The sequence below is a fragment of the Sphingopyxis sp. BSN-002 genome (assembly GCF_022024275.1).
GTDB lineage: Bacteria > Pseudomonadota > Alphaproteobacteria > Sphingomonadales > Sphingomonadaceae > Sphingopyxis.
Window position 1 is genome coordinate 753,359 of sequence record NZ_CP091804.1, and the last position, 20,733, is coordinate 774,091.

At 65.0% G+C, this 20,733-nt stretch carries 17 protein-coding genes; 8 read left to right on the forward strand and 9 right to left on the reverse strand.

The annotated features are described in order from the left end of the window. The first annotated feature begins 19 nt into the window (after positions 1–19). From L7H23_RS03770 to L7H23_RS03795, 6 genes are all read left to right on the forward strand, one after another. Positions 20–1,984, forward strand: coding sequence for a TonB-dependent receptor (locus L7H23_RS03770; RefSeq protein ID WP_237838031.1), 1,965 nt, complete (start codon positions 20–22; stop codon positions 1,982–1,984). Beyond that, complete coding sequence (locus L7H23_RS03775) at positions 1,984–2,805, forward strand: ABC transporter substrate-binding protein (protein ID WP_237838032.1); 822 nt, start codon at positions 1,984–1,986, stop codon at positions 2,803–2,805. The genes L7H23_RS03770 and L7H23_RS03775 overlap by 1 nt, the downstream gene beginning before the upstream one ends. After that, on the forward strand, positions 2,802–3,788 hold the full coding sequence (locus L7H23_RS03780) for an iron ABC transporter permease (RefSeq protein WP_237838033.1): 987 nt from the start codon (positions 2,802–2,804) through the stop codon (positions 3,786–3,788). The genes L7H23_RS03775 and L7H23_RS03780 overlap by 4 nt, the downstream gene beginning before the upstream one ends. After that, on the forward strand, positions 3,781–4,554 hold the full coding sequence (locus L7H23_RS03785) for an ABC transporter ATP-binding protein (protein ID WP_237838034.1): 774 nt from the start codon (positions 3,781–3,783) through the stop codon (positions 4,552–4,554). Before L7H23_RS03780 ends, L7H23_RS03785 begins: the two co-directional genes overlap by 8 nt. Positions 4,555–4,605: 51 nt before the next feature. Further along, a complete protein-coding gene (gene galE, locus L7H23_RS03790) occupies positions 4,606–5,622 on the forward strand; it encodes a UDP-glucose 4-epimerase GalE (RefSeq protein ID WP_237838035.1) in 1,017 nt (338 codons plus the stop codon). A 207-nt stretch (positions 5,623–5,829) separates the two neighbouring features. Beyond that, positions 5,830–7,761, forward strand: a complete 1,932-nt coding sequence (locus L7H23_RS03795; protein WP_237838036.1) for a nucleoside-diphosphate sugar epimerase/dehydratase — start codon at positions 5,830–5,832, stop codon at positions 7,759–7,761. Here the strand turns inward: L7H23_RS03795 and L7H23_RS03800 are convergent. Further along, entirely contained in the window at positions 7,758–8,867 is a 1,110-nt protein-coding gene (locus tag L7H23_RS03800; protein WP_237838037.1) for a glycosyltransferase family 4 protein, read from the reverse strand. The genes L7H23_RS03795 and L7H23_RS03800 overlap by 4 nt on opposite strands. A 109-nt stretch (positions 8,868–8,976) precedes the next feature. Between L7H23_RS03800 and L7H23_RS03805 the strand changes: the two genes are divergently transcribed. After that, positions 8,977–9,834 carry an NAD-dependent epimerase/dehydratase family protein gene (locus L7H23_RS03805; RefSeq protein ID WP_237838038.1) on the forward strand — a complete coding sequence of 286 codons (858 nt, stop codon included), beginning with the start codon at positions 8,977–8,979 and terminating at the stop codon, positions 9,832–9,834. Here L7H23_RS03805 and L7H23_RS03810 read toward each other — a convergent pair. The 4 genes from L7H23_RS03810 to L7H23_RS03825 are packed head-to-tail and all read right to left on the reverse strand — an operon-like array spanning position 9,831 to position 14,757. Continuing rightward, the gene (locus L7H23_RS03810; protein WP_237838039.1) at positions 9,831–10,388 is read right to left on the reverse strand and encodes a sugar transferase; all 558 of its coding nucleotides are present in this window, start codon (positions 10,386–10,388) and stop codon (positions 9,831–9,833) included. The genes L7H23_RS03805 and L7H23_RS03810 overlap by 4 nt on opposite strands. Positions 10,389–10,398: 10 nt before the next feature. Next, positions 10,399–12,339, reverse strand: a complete 1,941-nt coding sequence (gene asnB / locus L7H23_RS03815; protein ID WP_237838040.1) for an asparagine synthase (glutamine-hydrolyzing) — start codon at positions 12,337–12,339, stop codon at positions 10,399–10,401. Continuing rightward, positions 12,339–13,490, reverse strand: a complete 1,152-nt coding sequence (locus tag L7H23_RS03820; RefSeq protein ID WP_237838041.1) for a glycosyltransferase — start codon at positions 13,488–13,490, stop codon at positions 12,339–12,341. Before L7H23_RS03820 ends, asnB begins: the two co-directional genes overlap by 1 nt. Before the next feature lie 4 nt (positions 13,491–13,494). Beyond that, on the reverse strand, positions 13,495–14,757 hold the full coding sequence (locus L7H23_RS03825; RefSeq protein WP_237838042.1) for a hypothetical protein: 1,263 nt from the start codon (positions 14,755–14,757) through the stop codon (positions 13,495–13,497). A gap of 60 nt (positions 14,758–14,817) precedes the next feature. Here L7H23_RS03825 and L7H23_RS03830 point away from each other — a divergent pair, with 60 nt between their 5' ends. After that, positions 14,818–16,068 carry a glycosyltransferase family 4 protein gene (locus L7H23_RS03830; protein ID WP_237838043.1) on the forward strand — a complete coding sequence of 417 codons (1,251 nt, stop codon included), beginning with the start codon at positions 14,818–14,820 and terminating at the stop codon, positions 16,066–16,068. On the opposite strand, the gene L7H23_RS03835 is transcribed toward L7H23_RS03830, so the two are convergent. The 4 genes from L7H23_RS03835 to L7H23_RS03850 are packed head-to-tail and all read right to left on the reverse strand — an operon-like array spanning position 16,039 to position 20,731. Continuing rightward, the gene (locus L7H23_RS03835) at positions 16,039–16,860 is read right to left on the reverse strand and encodes a class I SAM-dependent methyltransferase (RefSeq protein WP_237838044.1); all 822 of its coding nucleotides are present in this window, start codon (positions 16,858–16,860) and stop codon (positions 16,039–16,041) included. The two genes, L7H23_RS03830 and L7H23_RS03835, sit on opposite strands and share 30 nt — an antisense overlap. A gap of 52 nt (positions 16,861–16,912) precedes the next feature. Beyond that, complete coding sequence (locus tag L7H23_RS03840; RefSeq protein WP_237838045.1) at positions 16,913–18,376, reverse strand: lipopolysaccharide biosynthesis protein; 1,464 nt, start codon at positions 18,374–18,376, stop codon at positions 16,913–16,915. 49 nt (positions 18,377–18,425) lie between these two features. Beyond that, on the reverse strand, positions 18,426–19,718 hold the full coding sequence (gene tviB / locus L7H23_RS03845; RefSeq protein ID WP_237838046.1) for a Vi polysaccharide biosynthesis UDP-N-acetylglucosamine C-6 dehydrogenase TviB: 1,293 nt from the start codon (positions 19,716–19,718) through the stop codon (positions 18,426–18,428). Continuing rightward, positions 19,715–20,731 (reverse strand): NAD-dependent epimerase/dehydratase family protein, encoded by a 1,017-nt coding sequence (locus tag L7H23_RS03850; RefSeq protein ID WP_237838047.1) that lies wholly within the window; start codon positions 20,729–20,731, stop codon positions 19,715–19,717. Before L7H23_RS03850 ends, tviB begins: the two co-directional genes overlap by 4 nt. Positions 20,732–20,733 lie beyond the last annotated feature (2 nt).

Here is a 20,733-nt window from a genome sequence, read left to right on the forward strand (position 1 = left end):
TTACGTTTGGAGAATCCGCATGAAGACCCGTATTTTGACATCCACCCTGTCGCTCATCGCCGTCGCGGCGGCGACACCCGCTTTCGCACAGGAAAGCGTGACCGGCAGCGAAGACAGCACAATCACCGTCATCGGTGCGCCGCTGGCTGCCGATGAAAGCAACGCCTCGGTCTCGGTGATCGATGGCACCGACATCCGCCGCGCCCAGAATGGTTCGGTCAGTGACCAGCTCGTCCGCCTGCCCGGCGTCAGCTTCAACCAGAATGGCACCCTCGGCGGTGTGACCAACATCCGCATCCGCGGGGCCGAAGCCGAGCAGACGCTCGTCCTGATCGACGGCGTCCGCGTCGGCGACCCCTCGTCGCCCGGCGGCGGCTTCGATTTCGCCAATCTGATGCTCGGCAACATCGACCGCGTCGAGGTGCTGCGCGGCGCGAACAGCCTGCCGTGGGGCAGCCACGCGATCGGCGGTGTGGTCGCAGTGACGACCACCAATGCAGGCGCAGCCGAAGCGGGCGCGACAAGCGGCCAGATCGGCGCCGAATATGGCGCGCGCGACACGGTGCGCGCGAACGGTCAACTCCGCACCTCGCTCGGTGCCTCGCAATTCGGCATCGGTGGCGGCTACACCCGCACCGACGGGATCAGCAGCGCGGCCGTCGGCACCGAGCGTGACGGCTATCGCCAATATTCGCTGAACCTCACCAACCGCACCGAGATCGGCAACACGCTCGTCTTCCGCGCCTTCGGCCTCTATGCCGACAGCCGCGTCGACCTCGACGGCTTCAGCTTTTCGCCGCCCTATGGTCTGATCGACACCAACGAGTTCCAGAAGACGCGCGAACATTATGCCGCGGCAACGATCGAGCATCGTCCCGGCGGCAACGACAGCACGACCGGCTTCTCGCACAAGCTCCAGTTCGGTTTCGCCGACGTCAATCGTGACAACTACAATCCCGATTTCGGCACCGCACCCAGCTTCACCGCGCGCGGCCGCAACGAACGGCTGAGCTACAGCATCGACTGGGCCGCCATCGCGCAGCTTCGCGTCCTCGCGGGCGCCGAGCGCGAATGGACGCACGCCTTCACCGACGACGGCTTCGCGGCGGACAATGGCAAGACCGCGACGACGTCCTTCTGGGGCATGCTCGTCGGCAAGCCGACCGAGACGCTGTCGCTCACCGCGGGCATCCGCCACGACGATCACCGCGATTTCGGCGGCGCCACAACGCTGGCGTTCGACGCAGGGCAGAAGATCGGAGATCTCGTCACGATCCGCGCCAGCTATCGCGAAGGCTTCAAGGCCCCGACCCTGTTCCAGCTCTCCGACAGCGCGGGCGCCTATGGCAATCCCGACCTCGCGCCCGAACGCGCGCGTTCGTACGAGATCGGCCTCCGCTTCGGCGACGGGCAGCAATGGTTCCTCGACGTCGCGGCTTTCCGCCGTAACAGCCGCAATCTCATCGATTTCGTCACCTGCCCGACGACCCCGAACCCGCTGCCCGCGATCTGCGCCACCGGCAACCGCCCGTTCGGAACCTATGACAATATCCTCCGCGCCCGCGGCGAAGGGTTCGAGGTCGAAGGCGGCGCGAAGATCGGCGAACAGCTCGAGCTGAACGCCAACTATACGCTGCTGTCGGTCAAGGATCGCACCCCGGGTGGCTTCTATGAAGGCAACCGCCTCGCGCGGCGTCCGAGGCACCTCGCCAACGCCGAACTCGCGTGGACGCCGGGCGGCGCGCTCGATGGTGCCGACCTGTCGGTCGCGGTACGCTATGCAGGCAAAAGCTTCGACGACCGCTTCAACTCGGTCGAGCTCGACGACTATGTCCTCGTCGACCTGCGCGCGAGCTATCCGGTCTATGCCGGGATCGAGCTGTTCGGCCGCGTCGAGAATCTGTTCGACGAGGATTATCAGACCGCCGCCGGCTACGGCACCGCGGGCCGCTCGGCCTATGTCGGGGTCCGCTGGGGCTTCTGATGCGGGGGGCAGCGGCTCTCGCTCTGCTGGTGGCCCTTACGGGGTGCCAGCAGCGTGCGCCGCTGCCCGCATTGCACGGGGTCGCGAGCGTCGATTTCTGCGCCGACCAGATGACGCTCGGCCTGCTGCCGCGCGATCGCATCCGCGCGGTGTCGTTTGAAACCGACAGCGACGCGAGCTTCTCGAAGCCGCTTGCGGGGGGCCTTCCGCGCCTCCGCCCGCAGCTCGAGGATATCGTCGCGCTGCGGCCTGCGGTCGTGGTGCGCTCCTATGGCGGCGGGGCCAAGCTCGATCGCCAGCTTGAAGCGATCGGTATCCGCGTGGTCCAGCTCGGCTTTCCCATGACGCTCGACGACGTCCGTACTGACGTGCTGCGCGTCGGCGGGGAACTCGGCGCCGGAAAGCAGGCACAGCAGCGTATCGCAGCCTTCGACGCCGAACTTGCTGCTGCGAGGCGTCAGCCCGCGCACGGCGGAACGGCGCTCTATGTGACGCCGGGCGACGTTACGACGGGCCCCGGCAGCCTGGTGGCCGAGGTCATAGGCGCCGCGGGATACAAGCCGTATCGCGCCGAGCCCGGTTGGGGCACGCTGCCGCTCGAACAGATGGTTCGCAAGGCGCCCGACGTCGTGTTCCGCGCCTTCTTCGACAGCGCACGTTACCGGCAGGATTACTGGACCTCGTCGCGCCATCCTGTCGTCGCCGAAGCATTGGCGAAGGCCATCGACGTCGAGGTGCCCGGCGCGTGGATTTCGTGCGGCAACTGGCTGACCGGCCATGCCGTCGCCAAACTCGCGGCGGCAAAGGGAAAAACGACATGACGCTGCGCCTCAACGCCCTGCTTGCGCTGCTTCTGCTGCTTGCCGCCCTGCTCGCGCTGATGACCGGTCCCGACGGCATCTCCCCGCGCCTGATCGCCGACTGGCTGAACGGCAGCGATCCTGCCGCGTCGATCATCATCGCCGACATCCGCCTGCCGCGCGTCCTCGCCGCCGCAGTCGTCGGCGCGGCGCTCGGCCTGTGCGGTGCGGCGTTGCAGGCTCTCACCCGCAACCCGCTTGCGGAGCCGGGCATCCTCGGCGTCTCGGCCGCGGCGACTCTCGGCGCGACCACGACGCTCTATTTCGGCCTCGCCGCGCTTTCGCCGTGGATTCTGCCGCTCGGCGCGATCGCCGCCTCGGCGCTCGTCACGGCGTTGCTCGCGGCGGTTGCCGTGCGCACGCAGGGGATGGCGAGCCTGATCCTGACCGGCGTCGGCCTGTCGAGCCTCGCCGGCGCGCTGATGGCGCTGATCCTGAACTTCGCGCCGAACCCCTTCTCGCTCTCCGACCTCGTCAACTGGACGCTCGGGTCGGTCGCCAACCGCTCGCTGTCCGATCTCGCGATCTCGGCACCGCTCGTCCTGCTCGGATCGCTGCTGCTGCTCAGCCAGCGCGCGAACCTGTCGCTGCTGTCGATCGGCGAAGCCGCCGCGACCGCGCACGGCCTCGACGGACGCAAGACGCGGTTGTTCGTCATCGCCGGCACCGGCATCGCGACCGGCGCCGCGGTTGCGCTCGCCGGCGCCGTCGGTTTCGTCGGCATCGTCGCCCCGCATCTCGTGCGGCCATGGACCGGCCACGACCCCGGCCGCGCGTTGCTGCCTTCGGCCTGGCTTGGCGCGCTGCTGCTCGTCCTCGCCGACCTGCTCGTCCGCCTGCTCCCTACCGACAACGAGCTCCGCCTGGGTGTCGTCGCGGCGCTCGCCGGGGCGCCGATCTTCATGGCAATCGTCCTGCGCCGCGGGAGGACGTCGCATGTCTGAGCTTATCCTCGATACCCTCTCCGTCCGGGCGAACGGCAAGCTTTTGCTCGACGGTGTTTCGGCCAGCCTTGCGCCCGGCCAGCTCACCGCGGTCGTCGGCCCGAACGGCGCCGGCAAATCGACCCTGCTCCGCGCCATCGCCAACATCATCCCCTCAAGCGGCAGCGTCCATCTCGGGGACACCGACCTCAGGGCGTTGAAGCCGACCGAGCGAGCGCGCCGCCTCGCCTATCTGCCGCAAGCGCACGAACTCGCGTGGGACATCAGCGTCACCGACATGGTCGCACTCGGCCGTTTCGCCTTCGGTGCGGTTCCCGGCCGCCTCCGTACCGAAGATGAAATCGCCATCGCACGGGCGATGCGCGATACGGGCTGTACCGATCTTGCCCACCGCGCCGTCACCAGCCTTTCGGGCGGCGAGCAGGCGCTCGCCTGCCTCGCGCGCGTGCTCGCGGCCGACACGCCGTTACTGCTCGCCGACGAACCTGCCGCGGCGCTCGACCCCGCGAACCAGTATCGCGTGATGGAGTGCCTCGCGGCGCGCGCGAAAGAAGGCCGCACCGTCATCGTCGTCCTGCACGACCTGTCGCTCGTCGCGCAATTTGCGGATTCTGTGCTCTGGCTGCACGATTCCAGGCTCGTCGCGCACGGCCTCGCGACCCGCGGCGAGTTCGAACGCCATGTCCCTGCCCTCTTCGCCCGCGCACCGGGTTTCGCGGCCGACGGATCGAACGCGCTCTATTTCCGCCGCGATACCGACAGTTAACTGGCTATTTGCCGCCTCCGCGCTATGGCTGCTGCCCGCTGGAGGAAACAAATGAAGGTCTTTGTCACCGGCGGCGCCGGCTATATCGGCAGCCACACGCTCGTCGCGCTGCTTGCAGCGGGGCATGAGGTGTGCGTGTTCGACAATTATTCGAACAGTTCGCCGGTGTCACTCGCGCGCGTCCGCCAGCTCACCAACCGCGACATGGAGATGGTCGAGGGCGACATCTGCGATATCGACGGCCTGACAAAGACGCTGACCGCCTTCGCGCCCGACGCGGTGGTGCATTTCGCAGGGCTGAAGGCAGTCGGGGAGTCGAACGACATTCCGCTTCGCTATTACCAGACCAATGTCACCGGCACGATGAACCTGCTCGCGGCGATGGACGCCGCCGAATGCCGCCGCATCGTCTTCTCCTCCTCGGCGACGGTCTATGGCGAGGCACAGTATCTGCCCTTCGACGAGGCCCACCCGATCGGCCCGACCAATCCCTACGGCCGCACCAAGGCGATGGCCGAGGGCGTGATCGGCGACTGGGCGAGCGCGACTCCCGGCGCGTCGGCGGTGCTGCTGCGCTATTTCAACCCCGTCGGCGCGCATGAATCGGGCCGTATCGGCGAGGATCCGCAGGACATTCCGAACAATCTGATGCCCTTCGTTGCGCAGGTCGCAGTGGGGCGACGCGACAGGCTGTCGATCTTCGGCGACGATTACGACACCCGCGATGGCACCGGCGAGCGCGACTATATCCATGTCGTCGACCTCGCCGCCGCGCATCTCGCCGCAATCGAATATGCGGCGCACACCACCGGCTGCGAAGCGATCAACGTCGGCACCGGTCAGGGCATCACGGTGAAGGAACTTGTCGCGGCCTATGAGCGCGCGTGCGGCCACCCCATCGCCTTCGAAATCGCCCCTCGCCGCCCCGGCGACGTCGCGAGCAGCTATGCCGCGACCGCCAAGGCCCGCGAGCTGCTCGACTGGCGTGCCGCACTCGACGTCGACGCGATGTGCGCCAGCAGCTGGCGCTGGCAGTCCGAAAATCCGCACGGATTCGACGGCGACTGACACCTTCCGAAACCGGGAACCAAAGCTCCCTGACAGGGTTATCGTCCCTGAGGCGGAGGGCGATCGACCATGCGCGATATAGTTTTATCAACTCCGGAGTGGAGCCTTCCCGCCCGCTTCCGCGCAACTGTTCGCTTGAGCGGAACGCCGCCAGCGGCTAGTGCGGGCGTCGGGGGTGTTGGATATCCATTGGAAATTGACCGATAAATGATGATCTCCGACGACAAATACTGGCGCCATCTCCGCGCCGCGCTCCTGACCTTCATTGTCGACCGACCCCGCCGGCAGCGCCAGTTCACGGCCGTCGCCGTCGACGGTATCCTCTGCATCGCGGCGGCGGTGATCGCCTTTTCGCTGCGGCTCGGCATCTGGGACCTTATGTCCACGCCGATCCTGACCTTCGGCGCCATCGCGCTGGCGCTATGGTATCCGATTGCCTGGCGGGCGGGCGTCTATCGCTCGCTCATCCGTTATTCGGGCGCTCGCACCGTCGCCGATCTCGTGATCGCCTGCGGCCTGCTCACACTGCCGCTGGTCGCGATCCTCGTGACCTTCCGCATCCACGACGTACCCCGGACGCTGAGCGTCCTGCATCCGATCATCTTCCTCCTGCTGCTCGCCTCGAGCCGCATCTTCGTCCGCTTTGCGCTGCTCGACCTGCTCAAGGTCGTCGAGGTCGATGCCCGCCGCGTGCTCGTCTATGGCGCCGGACGCGCGGGACAACAGCTCGCGCTGTCGCTGCGGCACGAGCCGAAGGTCCACCTCGTCGGCTTCATCGACGACGACCAGCGGCTCGACGGGCAGCGCCTCGACGGTACGCCCGTCTTCGGCTCGGCCCGGCTGGAGCGTCTGCTCGACGATACGCATGTCGATGAAGTGTTGCTTGCGATCCCCAGCGCGTCGCGCACCCGGCGGCGCGAGATCATCGAAACGCTGCAGGACGAGGGCATATATGTTCGCTCACTGCCCAATCTGACCAACGTTATCGACGGCAGCATCACCGTAAACGATCTGCGCGAAATCCAGATCGAGGAACTGCTCGGGCGCGAGACCGTCGCCGCGAACGAGCTGCTGATGGGCAAGACCATCGTCGGCAAGACCGTGATGGTCTCGGGCGCCGGGGGCTCGATCGGCAGCGAGCTTTGCCGCCAGATCGTCCGTTGCCGCCCTGCCCGGCTGATCCTGCTCGAACAGTCCGAATACGGGCTTTACGCGATCGAGCAGGAACTCGGCGAGCTGATGAAAGAGCTCGGCGTCGACGTCCCGCTGATCCCCGAACTTGCCAATGTGTCCGAACGCTCGTCGATGACGCGCATCTATCGCCACTACCGGCCCGACACGGTCTTCCATGCCGCTGCCTACAAGCATGTGCCGCTGGTCGAGGCGAACCCGCTGTCGGGTCTGCGCAACAATATCATGGGCACGCTGCACAGCGTCGAGGCGGCGGAGGCCGCAGGGGTTTCGAACTTCATCCTGATCAGCACCGACAAGGCGGTGCGCCCGACGAACATCATGGGTGCATCGAAGCGCGTGTGCGAACTGATCCTTCAGGCGCGCGCCGAACAGCCGGGTACGAAAACGATCTTCAGCATGGTGCGCTTCGGCAACGTCCTCGGCTCGAGCGGGTCGGTCGTCCCGCGCTTCAAGGCGCAGATCGCCGCCGGCGGACCCGTCACCGTCACCGACCGCGAGATCACCCGCTATTTCATGACGATCCCCGAAGCCGCGCAGCTCGTCATCCAGGCGAGCGCGATGGCGAAGGGCGGCGAAGTGTTCGTGCTCGATATGGGCCAGCCGGTGAAGATCATCGACCTTGCCCGCACGATGATCCGCCTGTCGGGACTTGCGATCCGCGACGGCGACAATCCCGACGGCGATATCGAGATCGTCGAAACCGGATTGCGGCCAGGCGAAAAGCTCTATGAGGAGCTGCTCATCGGCGACAATCCGCAGTCGACGAACCATCCGCGGATCATGCGCGCGCGTGAAATCCTTTGGCCCTGGACCGACCTTGAGCAGGCCCTCGCCCAGCTCGACGGAACGATCCGCCAGAGCGGCGATGCCGATGCGGCGGTCCGGATCATCGGGCGACTCGTCCCCGAATACGCACCCGAGAACGCCGGAAAGATCAGCGCCTAAAGCCCGATCTGATCGAGCAGCGAGGCGTTCACCTGGTGGACGTCATATTTGTCTTCGGCGATCTTGCGGCTCGCAGCGCCCATGCATGCGCGAAGTGCAGCGTCGGCGCCCAGCTCGACCATCGCGCGTGCCAGACCTTCGGCATCCTTCAGCGGCACCAGCCGGCCGTTGAGCCCGTCGACCGTGGTCTCGCGGCAACCGGGCGCGTCGGTCGTAATGATCGGCCGCCCCATCGCCATCGCCTCCAGCACGGTGCGCGGCGTTCCCTCGCGCCACGACGGTAGTACGAAGACCGAAGCCTCGGCGAGCGCCGGACGAACATCGTCGAGCAAGCCCAGATATTCGATCCCGTCGGCGATCCATTCGTCGAGTTCGGCGCGCGTCACCGCGTCGGGACCGGTATCGAGCATCCCGGCGATCCGTATCCGCGCGCCGGGAACCGTCGCCCGCACGACGCGGCTCGCCTCGGCGAGCTCATAGAGCCCCTTGCTGTGGAGCAGCCGCGCGATCGTCAGGAACACCGGCTGTTCGGGGAGTGCGGCCAGCGTGAACTGGTCGAGATTGATTCCCGACCCATTGACCATCACGACCTTCGAGGCGTCGGACAGGCAGCCCGCCGCGATGAAATCGTCGCGGTCGTCGGGGTTCTGGAAAACGACATGGCTGTTGGCATTGGTCGCCAGCCGGTACAGTCCCTGCGCGATCTTCTGCGTCAATTTGCGGACCAGCCCGCTCCGCTCGATAAAGGCGAAGCCAAGCCCCGTCACCATGCTCGCTGATCGAGCGCCCGCCTTTTTCGCGGCGAGGCTACCCCAGATATTGGGTTTGATCGTGTAATTGAGGACGAAATCGATCCGCTGCTCGCGGATCAGCCGGACCATGCTGCGGTAATAGAGAATGTCGCCCGTGAACGACACCTTGGTCCGCTTGAGCGCGATATCGTGCGGGATCGCACCCATCCTCCGGAAATGGTCTGCGAACTCGCCCTGCAGTTCGGGCGAGGCCACATGCACCTCATGTCCCCGCCGGATCATCTCCTCGGCGAGCGCGGACCGGAAGTTATAGAGATAATGGGCGTGCGACCCGTTGATCAGAATTTTGGCCATATTTCCGTTTCGTCCTGCGCGCCCGCTTGACGCCTTCGTGCGCGAGGCGTCAAGAGCGGACTTGAGCCGGCGCTTGAACCAGCGGCTCGTTGCAAGGGTATGAAAGACAATGCGTATTGCGGTCGCAGGCGCCACGGGTTTCCTCGGCGGACATCTCGCCGATCATCTTGCGGCAAAAGGCGTCGACATGGTGCCGATCGGGCGCACCGAGGATGCAGCAGCGCTGGAGCAACAGCTTGCCGGATGCGATGCCCTGATCAACTGCGCCGGGGAGAAGAGCGGGATCGGGCCCGCCGCCGAGGACGCCAATGTCGCCCTGCCCGAGCGCCTGTTCCTCGCCGCCGCTGCCGCCGGGGTTCCGGCCTTCGTCCATGTCAGCAGCGTTGCCGCCCTGACCAGCGCGACACGCGCCGGAGAGACGGTATCCGACGATTATGAGGGCCGTCCGACGACGTCCTACGGGATCAGCAAGCGGCGCGGCGACGACCGGCTTTCGGACCTCGCGCCGAGCCATCCCGCGGTGCGGCTCGCAATCCTCCGTCCGCCGATCCTGATCGGCGCCGATGCCGGCGGTCCGTTCGCGATGCTGCGCGCGGCGGCGCGGCGCGGCCTGCCGCTACCGATCGGCGGCACGAACAACCGGCGCAGTATCGTCCATGTCGACAATTTCGCCGCGGCGCTGCTCGCGGCCGCCGAAGCCCGTCTCGCCGGAACCTATATTGTCACCGACTCTCCGGCGCTTTCGACCGATGAATTCTATGCGCGCATATCGCGCGCGCTCGGCCGCGAGCCCCGGCTCTTTCCGATCGGCAGCGCCGGACGCGGGCTCCTTCGCCGGCTCCTCGGCCAGCGCGGCGACAGCCTGTTCGGCGACGCCGCCTTTTCGGGAGAGCGTTTCGCCAAGGACTGTCCACTCGATTGGCCCGTCCCCGCGGCTTCGCTGATCGAGCGCGCGGTCGCGCCTTAACGCTGCGCGGCGTCTCCGCGGCCCCCGCCGCCGAAGGTGTGGAGCAGGATCCGCATATCGCCCACCAGGCTCTGGTTCGCGACATAGTCGCCGTCGATCGCCGCGAGCCGTTCGGGCTCCGACATATCGACGCCCTGCACCTGCGCCAGCCCGGTCACCCCGGGCCGGACGCGAAACACACCGTGCCGCTCGCGCGCGTCGATCAGCTCATGCTGGATCGGCAGGCACGGGCGCGGCCCGACCAGGCTCATCTCGCCGCGCAACACGCAAATGAGCTGCGGCAGTTCGTCGAGCTTCAGCTTGCGGATCAGCGCGCTCGACCGCGAAATGCGCGTGACCGCGACTTCGTGTGACGGACGGTCGCCGGTCGTCGGCGCCATCGTGCGGATCTTGTAGAGGCGAAACGGCCGCTGATCGCGGCCGACGCGCGATTGCACGAACAGCGGGTTGGCGCGGAATTCCAGTCCCGAAAACAGCGCCGCGACAAGGCAGACGAGGACCGCCGGCACGAAGAGCAGCGCCGAGATCACCAGGTCGAATCCGCGTTTCAGCATCGCGCCGCGCTCAATTCGCCCGCTGCGCGTCGAGCCACGCCTGGAACATCAGGATATCCCAGACATGATAGTGCCAGCGGCGCCGGCCGCTTCGCGTTTCGCTCCAAAGACGACGCACCTCGTCGACGTTGAAAAAGCCCTCGCGCTTCAGCCGGTCTTCGGCGAGCAGATCGTCGGCCCAGTCGCGCAGCGGCCCCTGCAACCAATGGTCGATCGGTACGCCGAACCCCATCTTGGGCCGCTCCATGATCTCGCGCGGGACGTGACGATAGAGAAGCTGGCGCAGCGGCCATTTCGACTCGCCGTTCTTCAGCTTATGCGCCAGCGGCAGCGCGAGCGCGAATTCGACGACGCGGTGGTCGAGCAGCGGAACACGCGATTCCAGGCTGACCGCCATGCTCGCGCGGTCGACTTTCACCAGGATGTCGTCGGGCAGATAGGTCCGCATATCGAGGTACATCATGCGGTCGCGGAAATCGCTACCCTCCCAGTCCGGATCGTGGGCGGTGAGAAGCGTCTCTGGCTCGCGCGCGCCGGGAACGAGCTGCTCGGGATGCTTCGCGTGCGAAATCAGCGAGCGGTAGAAATCATCCGAGCGCTCAACGTCGAGGACGTCGGCAAGCTTGAGCAGACGGTCGCCGACCGCGAGCGTCCGCAGCTTCGACGGGGCAGCCTTCATGACCGTGTCGATCGCGCGCCCCGGGGTCAGTCGCAGCGCCGCGGCCGCCGCCTTGCGCATCCCGCGCGGCAGCTTTCCGAGCCGGCGCCAGATGTCATAACCCTGCGCATAGCGGTTATAGCCGCAGAGCAGTTCGTCGCCGCCGTCGCCCGACAGGCTGACGGTGACCTCGGTCCGCGCCAGCTTGCTGACGAGCAGCGTCGGGATTTGCGAGGAATCGGCGAAGGGCTCATCCCAGTGATGCGGCAGCAGCGGGATCTGGTCGAGCGCGTCCTGCGGCGTGACGTAAAGCTCTGTATGGTCGGTGCCGAGGTGCGCCGCGACGCGCTTCGCATGATGCGCCTCGTCATATTCGGCTTCGGAGAAACCGATCGAGAAGGTCTTCACCGGCCGCTGCGACTGCGCCTGCATCAGCGCGACGATCGTGCTCGAATCATAGCCGCCCGACAGGAAGGCGCCGAGCGGCACGTCGGCGGCCATGCGGATCTTGACCGCATCGCCGAGCAGCGTGTCGAGCGCATCGACCGATGCTTCGGCCGACCCCGCGAAGGGATTGGCGTGGCCCTCGCGCGCCTTTTCGGCGATGTCCCAATAGGCGACCGGCTCGGGCAGCGTCCGGTCGTCGGGGCCGATCTCCAGATAATAGGCGGGCGGCAGCTTCAGGATACCGTCATAGATCGAATAGGGGCCGGGCACATAATTGTGCCGCAGGAACAGCGCCAGCGCGTCGCGGTTTACCCCGCCCCGCCACGCCGGATGCTGGCGCAGCGCCTTGAGTTCGGATCCGAAGAGCAGCGCCGACCCCTGCATCCCGTAATAGAGCGGCTTTTCGCCCATACGGTCGCGGGCGAGATAGAGTTTGCGTTCGGCGCGGTCCCACAGCGCAAAGGCGAACATGCCGTTCGCGCGTTGCAGCGTGCCGAGCACGCCCCACACCGAGAAGCCCGCGAGCAGCGTTTCGGTATCCGAATGGCCGCGCCAAGCGATGGCGCCCGCGGTCTCGAGTTCGCGGCGCATGTCGAGGTGATTGTAGATCTCGCCGTTATAGCTCAGCACATAGCGGCCGTCGGCGCTGAGCATCGGCTGATGTCCCGCGGGCGACAGATCGATGATCGCGAGCCGGCGATGCGCCAGCGCGATCCCGGCCTCACTGTCGACCCAATAACCGTCGCTGTCGGGTCCGCGGTGGACGATCGTATCCGCCATCCGTCGCAGCAGCGCTTCACCGTCGGCAAAACCCGCCCGGTCGAGGAACCCCGTAAAGCCACACATCAAACGTCTCTTTTCAGCATCGAATCATAGAGCCCGGCATAGGCCTCGACGGTGGCATCGAGGCCATAGGTGGCAACAATCCTGTCGCGCGCCGCTTCGCCCATTTCACTACGGCGCGCAAGATCCATCGCGGCAATTTCACCAATTGCTTCCGCCATTTGCGCCGCATCACCCGGCGGAACGACCCGCCCCAGGCCGTTCATCAACCGCGCGCTGTCGCCAACATCGGTGGCGACGCACGGCAACCCCGACGCCATCGCCTCGCCAAGCACATTGGGGAAACCCTCGTTCCGGCTCGACGCGAGGCAGAAGAGATCGAACGCCGGCAGGATCGTCTCCACGTCTGGGCGGCGGCCGAGCAGCCGGAAGCGTGCGCGCTTTTCCGGCGCGATGGCATCGACGATCTCGGGATTATTCCCGTCGAGCGCTTCACCGACCATGACGACGCGCAGGTCGGGATTGACACCGAGCGCACGGTCGCAGGCGTCGAGAAACGTCGGGATATCCTTCATCGGGTGAAAGCGCCCGATATAGCCCAGCGCGACCTCGTCCGCGGTCAGCCCCAGTTTTTCGCGCCATTCCGCGCGGCGTGCAGGGTCGGGCCACCATTTCTGCGTATCGAATCCGTTCGGAATCACAAGCGACCGGGCGCCCGAATAGCCATGCGCTTCATGCTGCTCGCACGCGCGGTAGCTGTTATAGATGATCGCGCGCGGCGCGCGCGACAGCGGCTTCAGGGCGTTGATCGTCCACCGCGTACCACGTTTCTCGAGCCCGATCGCATCGAGCGACTGGCGGATGTTCCAGCTTACCGCAGGCTTCGGCGACTGACCCCATGCGGCGGCACTTGCCGCAAGGTTTCCGTGATACATCCATCCTTGCACAATGCCCGGCGCGATCTCGCGCACCAGCATACGAAGCCGCGACAGCGCGCCGACAGGCCCCGTCCCCTCGCGCATGCCCAGCGCATGGACGGAAATGCCGAGGTCGCGCAGCAACGGGCCATAATGGCCCGGTCCCGACAGCGACACGACATGGTTGTCGAACCGGTGCCGCAGCCCCGATTGCAGGAGATTGAACAGCGAACGTTCGGCTCCGCCCGTATCCAGGCCGGTGATGACGTGGAGGACGCGTGGCAATGATGTCGTCATGAGGTCAGGCGCTGGCGGGCCGGACAGGACGGCGCTTCGAAAGCGAGAGGAACCAGAACGCCAGGATCAGGATGACCGTCGGGGTCATGCTGAGCGTCAGATTCTTCGGATCGCCCTGGAAATAATAGATGCCCCAGTAAAGGACGAACGGCGCATAGATCACCGGGAAGACCGACTTGTCGAAGGTCCGGATCTCCTTCGCCCGGTCAAGCAGCCCGAGCACGAAGGCGTAGATGCCGCTGGAAATGACGACGCCGGGAAAACCGAGCGAATAATAGCCATATCCTACCAGCCCCGGCGGCGTCATCTGCTCCCAGACGCCATGGACGAGATAGGTGTTGAGAACGACGATCGTCTCGGGCTTTTCGATCCCGAACAGGCGGCCGGGAACAAGGTATAACGGGATGGCGAAGCTGTCGTAATAATAGCTGTAGTCGAGACCGCTGTACGAGAAGGCTCCGACCAGCGACGCGATGAACTCGTCATAATAGCCGACGACCGGTGCCAGCGGGATATATTTGTAGTTGCTGACGACATCGCCGATCGTCAGGTCGTCCTGATACAGCGATGCCGTGATATCCTTGCCGACCCCGACGAAGAAATCGGCCATCAGCGCGAGCAACACGAAGAACAGGACCATGCCAGGGCGCAGTCCGACGCCCCGGGGATAACGGGTCGCCATCCAGGTGAAGATCAGCATCAACGCGAAAATCAGGACCTGCCCGCGGCTGCCCCAGATCAGCGACACCATGATCGACAATATCGCCGCGGCGATCAGAAGCGGCATATAGCGCCGCCCTTCGGCCGCAACGAATGCCATGGAGATAACCGCGGCAAGGAAAGCCATGGTGGTCAGATTCTGGATGAAGATGAAGGAACCCTCGGTCTCGAGGTAATCGTCCTGCAACCCCTGCCGGATCAGGCCCGTCAGCTCGACCGTACGAAAATATCCGCCATATTGATAGGTATAGGCGTAGAGCGAGAAGGCGCCGAGCACGAGCATCACCCCATAGACGATGCGCAGATTGAGCGTCCGCGCGATCGTTCCGACCTGATATTTCGGATGCGAGAAATATCGCGAGCGCTTCCCCGACCCATAGAAGATGATGCAAGTGAAATATGAAATCAGTACTGCAATAGCTATTTCGAGTACCACCTGCGGGTCTTCGTTAAGACCATATATATTTACATTGTCTCCATACAGGTCCTTGAAGAAAAATACCGCGAGCGGGCACAGGCCATACACGATCGCAAAATTCATGCTCATGATGAATCGGCCATCGAGCCGCACCTTGGCGACCTGCCGGATTATTTCTTTCGATAGTGCGTGGAGAAATATGAAGGAGAAGATAAGTATGCTCAGAACAGACATTTTTTACTCTATCTTGCCTTCTCGTCACCCATTATGGTGAAGCGTCCCGACCTGACCATGCAAAGAAGAAAAATGAAAATCCTCTTCCTCACATCCTCGATGGAAACCGGGGGAGCAGAACGTGTCGCCGCGCTGCTTGCGAGCGCTTGGGCAGATCAGGGCCATGACGTCACGCTGATGCCGACCTTTTCCGGACGAGGCGATTGCGCTTTCCCGCTGTCAGATTCCGTCGAACTCCGGTTTCTCGCCGATATCGCTTCGCCAAACGCCGGAAAACTAGCGCGTCTCCGGACTCTTCGTGCGTTCATACGGTCTGCCCAACCCGATGTCATCATTTCATTTCTCCCGCACGTCAACGCCGCCGCGGTCGCGGCGGCCGCGGGGCTGGGCATTCCGGTCGTCGCCTGCGAGCGGACCTATCCGCCGCTTCTCCAGCCGCCCCTGCCGCCCTTCTATCGCATCGCCCGTCGGCTGACCTATCCCTTTGCCGCGGCGCTGGTCGGCCAGACCGAGACTGCAGCCGTCTGGCTGCGCGCGCGCGCCGGCCGCGCGCCGGTCGCGACGATACCCAATCCGGTGGTGAACCCGCTGCCGTCCAATCCGCCCCGGCTGAACCCCGGCGACCTGTTCGGTCCCGACCGGAAGCTTGTCCTGTGGGCCGGGCGCTTCGAGGAATCGAAACGCGCCGACGTCCTGATCGACGCGTTCGCCCGTATCGCCGCCGGTGCGGCCGGATGGGATGTCATATTGCTCGGCGACGGGCCGGCGCGTGCAGCGGCGTTCGAGCGGGTGAGACAGCATGGGCTGGAAGACCGCATCCGCCTGCCCGGCTTTGCGGGCAACCTTGCCGAATGGTATGCGCGCGCCGACGCGTTCGTCATGACCTCCTCGTACGAGGGCTTTCCCAACGCGCTGCTCGAAGCCCTGGCCCAAGGCCTGCCCTCCATCGCCTTTGACGTGCTGACCGGCCCCGCCGAGCTCGCCGACAACGGCCGGCGCCTGATCCTCCTGCCCGACCGCGACCATGTCGACGCGCTCGCGGATGCTCTTTCGACGTTGCTCACCGACGAAGCGCGGCGCGCGGAACTTGGCCGCGCGGCGCTCGAAACCGCTACCGACTATTCGAAGGATCGCGTCCTCGCGATGTGGGACGACCTGTTTGCGAAGGTCGTGCGCTCAGGCGGTGCGACGGAAGCGAAACTCTGAACAGCCGGTTCCGAACAGCCCGAGCTTGGGGTGGAGCTCCAGAACAAGCTCGGGCTCGAAACCGCGCGCGCGCATGAAATCGATGATTTCCTGCTCGGTCGCCGATTCATAGGGATAGCCGCCGAGCCAGTCGTCGACGTCGTTGTAGAAATTCATCCCGCGCTGGTCCTTGTATTCGGCGATGAACTTCGACGGGCTGTTTCCGGTCAGCAGCAGGCGCAGCTTGTATCCGGCGATATAGGGCACGCGGATGAGCGAACGGACGAACGAACCGCCGTTGGTAAAGACCTTCTTCTCGACCTTCCACGCCCAGCAGAGCGGCGTCTTGCGATAGATGGCGAGGACGAACTGGCCGCCCGCCGCGACATGCGTCGCCGCCTTGTCGATCGCATCCCACATCGCGCCGGTGTGGTGCAGCACGCCCCACGAATAGACGATGTCGAAGGTGCCGAGATCGCGCGCCTGCGGATCGAGGATCGACACGAGCCGCGCCTCGACATTCTTTCCCGGCCAGTTCGCCGCCACGACCTTGCGCGTCGTTTCGATCGAGTTGGCGTCGATGTCGACCGCCATCACCGACTTTGCGCCAAGGCGCAGCGCCGCAAGGCTGTGGAGCCCCGATCCGCTGCCGATGTCGAGGAAGGTCCGGCCCTCGATATCTTCCTTCGGGATCAGCTTGAGGACACCCGCTTCGGCGTGCCGGATCGCCTCGTCGTCGATCTTCTCCGAATAATCCTTCCAGTTCGCACCGAATTCAAAGTGCGTCGAAACATCGGTCAGACTTGCAGACATTCTCAAAAAGCTCCTTCGCCCGCGCATTTGCAGGCAGATGATTCAGATCGGTTCAAAGCGGGCGCCCGCGGGCGCGAAAAGCGGAAACGCGGCTCAGCGCGTGACGCGCGGGTCCGAAATTCGTTGCGACGAGGATCGCGCAATAGACTGCTATCCCTGTGAAAATCTGTACTGCGAGCCGTACCAATGCCACAGTCCAGCCGGTGGCGCCATATGACCATCGATCGATGCCGTGGAGGATCGCAGCCATGACGGTTACCGCCACCAGGATCTTGCCGAGATCGGCAAGCGGCAGCGAGACCGTCCCCGGCAGCCGGGTCGAAACAAGCGCCGCGATGGTACAGCCGGCCGCCGCCGCGATCAGGCTGGCCCACGCCGCGCCCGCGCCGCCATAGGCGGGGATCAGCACGAAACACCCGGCAACGAGCAGGCCGATCATCACCCCGGCGTTGACGATCGGCAGCGCCGTGCGCTTGGCGATCTGGTATCTGAGGTCGACGACGAAGGACTTCAGGTTGATGAACAGCGCGGTCGCCGCGAACAGGCCGAGCGATACCGCAGCGTCGGCGCGGATCGCCTTGCCGGTGATCATCCACGCCAGATCGTCGGCGACGAAATGCAGGCCGACCGCGCTGGGCAACAGCAAGCCGACGAACAACAGGATATATTGCGAATAAAGCCGACGCTCCTCCTCGTCCTCTTGCGCCGAATGAAGCTCGAGCAGCCGCGGATAAAAGGCCTGGCTGAGCGAGGAGGCCATCATTCCGATCGAGAAGATCGCAAGATCGGCACCCGCGGCATAGCCCGCCACGGCGTCGACGCCCTGCTTGGCGCCCAGAATATAGCGATCGAGACTGGTTCCGAGCTGAACCAGCAGGATCGAAAAGGACAATGGCAGGCCATAGCGCGCGAGATGCCCCAGGATCGCGCGGTCGACATGGCGCACGCGCACGCCTTCGGCCCACGTCAGAAAGCGCGGAATCAGAAGCGGCAACCAATAGGCGAGTCCGAGCGCGAACATGAAATGATCGAAGCGCCGCGACACGAAAAAGGCCGCCAGCGGCAGTGCGAGCGTCAGCAGCAGCTTGGCGAGCTGGAGCTGGACGAACAACGCGGGACGGCGCTGCAACGTCAGCTGCACATTGCTGTATTCGTACACCGAATAGCCGGTCAGCAGCATCAGCATGCCGATCGTCATCTCGGCTGTAATCGGCCGTCCCGAGAGCAGGATGACGGCAAGCGCGGCCAGCGCGGACAGCACCGCCGACAGCAACAGCGCGAACAGTCCGCTGCTCTGCAACCGGACGCGGTCGGGAACTTCGGCGTACATGCGGAACACCGACTGGATCACCCAGGTGCAGAACAGGGCGTTGAACAGCGCCGAGGTCGTGATCGTCAGCGTGTAGACGCCATAGTCGGCCGGCGCGAGAAGCCGCGAGAAAATGGCAATCGACGCGACGGTGAGAAGGGCGGCGAGCGCCCGACCGACCATGTAGATGCCGCTTGCCCGGATCACGAAATGCCCTTCCCTTCCCGCCGCCGGGAAGATTGCGCCACGCCGCTTCTTACAGCCGCAGGTCCGCGTCTTCGAGAGGGAGCACGCCCTTCACGTCGACGAGGATCGCTTCATCCTTGCCGAAGGCGCGGAGCGCCGCGGCGCCGCTTTCGATGAATTCGCGGTGCGACACGGCGAGGACGACCGCGTCGTAGCCGGCACCCGGCTTTGCGAGCACGTCGAGGCCATATTCGTGCCGCGCTTCATCGGCATCGACCCACGGGTCGTAAACGTCGACCTCGGCCCCATATTCCGCGAGTTCGCTGATCACGTCGACAACCCGCGTGTTGCGGATGTCGGGGCAATTTTCCTTGAATGCGAGGCCGAGGAGCAGGATGCGTGCACCCTGCACCGGCAGCCCGCGCTTGATCATCAGCCGCACCGTCTGGCTGGCGATATAGCCCCCCATCCCGTCGTTGACACGCCGTCCGGCCAGAATGACCTCGGGGTGATAGCCGACCGCCTGCGCCTTGTGCGTCAGATAATAGGGATCGACCCCGATGCAGTGTCCGCCGACGAGGCCCGGCGTGAACTTCAGGAAGTTCCATTTCGTCCCGGCGGCCGCGAGCACGCTGTGCGTGTCGATGCCGAGCTTGCCGAAGATGATCGACAGTTCGTTCATCAGCGCGATGTTGAGGTCGCGCTGGGTGTTCTCGATCACCTTCGCGGCTTCGGCGACGCGAATGCTCTCGGCCTTGAAGGTGCCCGCCGTAATAATCTCTGCATAGAGGCGGTCGACCCATTCGGCGACCTCTGCCGTCGAACCGCTGGTGACCTTGCGGATGGTCGGCAGGCGATGCTCCTTGTCGCCGGGATTGATCCGCTCGGGGCTATAGCCGCAGAAGAAATCCTCGTTGAACTTCAGCCCGCTCACGCGCTCGAGGATCGGCACGCAATCCTCTTCGGTGCAGCCCGGATAGACGGTGCTCTCATAGATGACGATGTCGCCGCGCTTCAGTGCCCTGCCCACCGTTTCCGACGCCTTGACGAGCGGGGTCAGGTCGGGGCGCTTGTGCGCGTCGATCGGGGTGGGAACGGTGACGATGAAGACGCGCGCCGCCGACAGATCGGCGGCGTCGCACGAAAAGCCGAGGCGCGCTGCGGCGGCCAGTTCCTCGGCCGTCGTCTCCAGCGTATCGTCGCGGCCTTCGCGAAGCGCCGCGATGCGCTCCCGGTTGATGTCGAAACCGGTGACGTCGCGCACACGGCCGAATTCGACGGCAAGCGGCAGGCCGACATAGCCGAGGCCGATAACGGCAATCGGCGCCGAGGCAAAATCAGGCAGGGGGGAGATGGCGGTCATTTCTGGAAATAATCCCTGTACCAGGCGACGAACTGCGCGACGCCGTCGCGGAAATCGGTCTGCGGACGATAGCCGGTCAGCTTTTCGAGCAGGCTGGCATCGGCCCAGGTTGCGGGCACATCGCCCATCTGCATCGGCATCAGATTACGCTCGGCCTTGCGGCCCAGCGATTCCTCGATCGCGGTGACGAAGTCGAGCAGGCGGACCTTGTCGTTGTTGCCGATGTTGACGATGCGGAACGGCGCGACCGGCGACAGGCTGTCGCCTTCCTCGATATCGGCGGCCGACGCCGGGCGCTGCGGCACGGCATCGATCAGCAGGCGGATACCGCGGACCAGATCCTCGACATAGGTAAAGTCGCGGTACATGTCGCCGCCATTGTAGAGGTCGATCGGACGGCCATCGAGGATTGCGTCGACGAACTTGTAGAGCGCCATGTCAGGGCGGCCCCACGGTCCATAGACGGTGAAGAAACGGAACATCGTCGTCGGCACGTTCCAAAGGTGCGCATGCGCGTGCCCCATCGATTCCGTTGCCTTCTTGGTCGCGGCATAGATGGTGAGCGGGGTATCGGCCTTTTCGGTTTCCTGAAACGGCATGTCCTCGTTGGCGCCATAGACGGACGAGGTCGACGCCATCAGCAGGTGACCGACATTGTTCCGGCGCGCTGCCTCCATGACGTTGAAGGTGCCGATGACGTTGGCCTGCAGATAGGCGTGCGGATTTTCGAGCGAATAGCGCACACCGGCCTGCGCCGCGAGATGGACGATCGCGTCGGGCTTGAAGGCATCGATGACCTCGTCGATCCGCTCGCGATCCTCGAGCATCGCCTCGGTCGCCTGGAACGCCTGATTCTGAAGCAGGATCTGGTGCCGGCGACGCTTCAGATTGACGTCATAATAGTCGGTCATGCCGTCGAAACCGGCGACCTCGAACCCTTCGGCGAGCAGCAGTTTCGCCAGGTGGAATCCGATGAAGCCGGCGGTGCCGGTCACGAATATCTTGCGACGCACGC

Bases quoted from the DNA above. Each gene is read 5' to 3' on its own strand.
- L7H23_RS03770 (WP_237838031.1), top strand. From the start codon at position 20: ATGAAGACCCGTATTTTGACATCCACCCTGTCGCTCATCGCCGTCGCG.
- L7H23_RS03775 (WP_237838032.1), top strand. From the start codon at position 1,984: ATGCGGGGGGCAGCGGCTCTCGCTCTGCTGGTGGCCCTTACGGGGTGC.
- L7H23_RS03780 (WP_237838033.1), top strand. From the start codon at position 2,802: ATGACGCTGCGCCTCAACGCCCTGCTTGCGCTGCTTCTGCTGCTTGCC.
- L7H23_RS03785 (WP_237838034.1), top strand. From the start codon at position 3,781: ATGTCTGAGCTTATCCTCGATACCCTCTCCGTCCGGGCGAACGGCAAG.
- galE (WP_237838035.1), top strand. From the start codon at position 4,606: ATGAAGGTCTTTGTCACCGGCGGCGCCGGCTATATCGGCAGCCACACG.
- L7H23_RS03795 (WP_237838036.1), top strand. From the start codon at position 5,830: ATGATGATCTCCGACGACAAATACTGGCGCCATCTCCGCGCCGCGCTC.
- L7H23_RS03800 (WP_237838037.1), bottom strand. From the start codon at position 8,867: ATGGCCAAAATTCTGATCAACGGGTCGCACGCCCATTATCTCTATAAC.
- L7H23_RS03805 (WP_237838038.1), top strand. From the start codon at position 8,977: ATGCGTATTGCGGTCGCAGGCGCCACGGGTTTCCTCGGCGGACATCTC.
- L7H23_RS03810 (WP_237838039.1), bottom strand. From the start codon at position 10,388: ATGCTGAAACGCGGATTCGACCTGGTGATCTCGGCGCTGCTCTTCGTG.
- asnB (WP_237838040.1), bottom strand. From the start codon at position 12,339: ATGTGTGGCTTTACGGGGTTCCTCGACCGGGCGGGTTTTGCCGACGGT.
- L7H23_RS03820 (WP_237838041.1), bottom strand. From the start codon at position 13,490: ATGACGACATCATTGCCACGCGTCCTCCACGTCATCACCGGCCTGGAT.
- L7H23_RS03825 (WP_237838042.1), bottom strand. From the start codon at position 14,757: ATGAGCATGAATTTTGCGATCGTGTATGGCCTGTGCCCGCTCGCGGTA.
- L7H23_RS03835 (WP_237838044.1), bottom strand. From the start codon at position 16,860: ATGTCTGCAAGTCTGACCGATGTTTCGACGCACTTTGAATTCGGTGCG.
- tviB (WP_237838046.1), bottom strand. From the start codon at position 19,718: ATGACCGCCATCTCCCCCCTGCCTGATTTTGCCTCGGCGCCGATTGCC.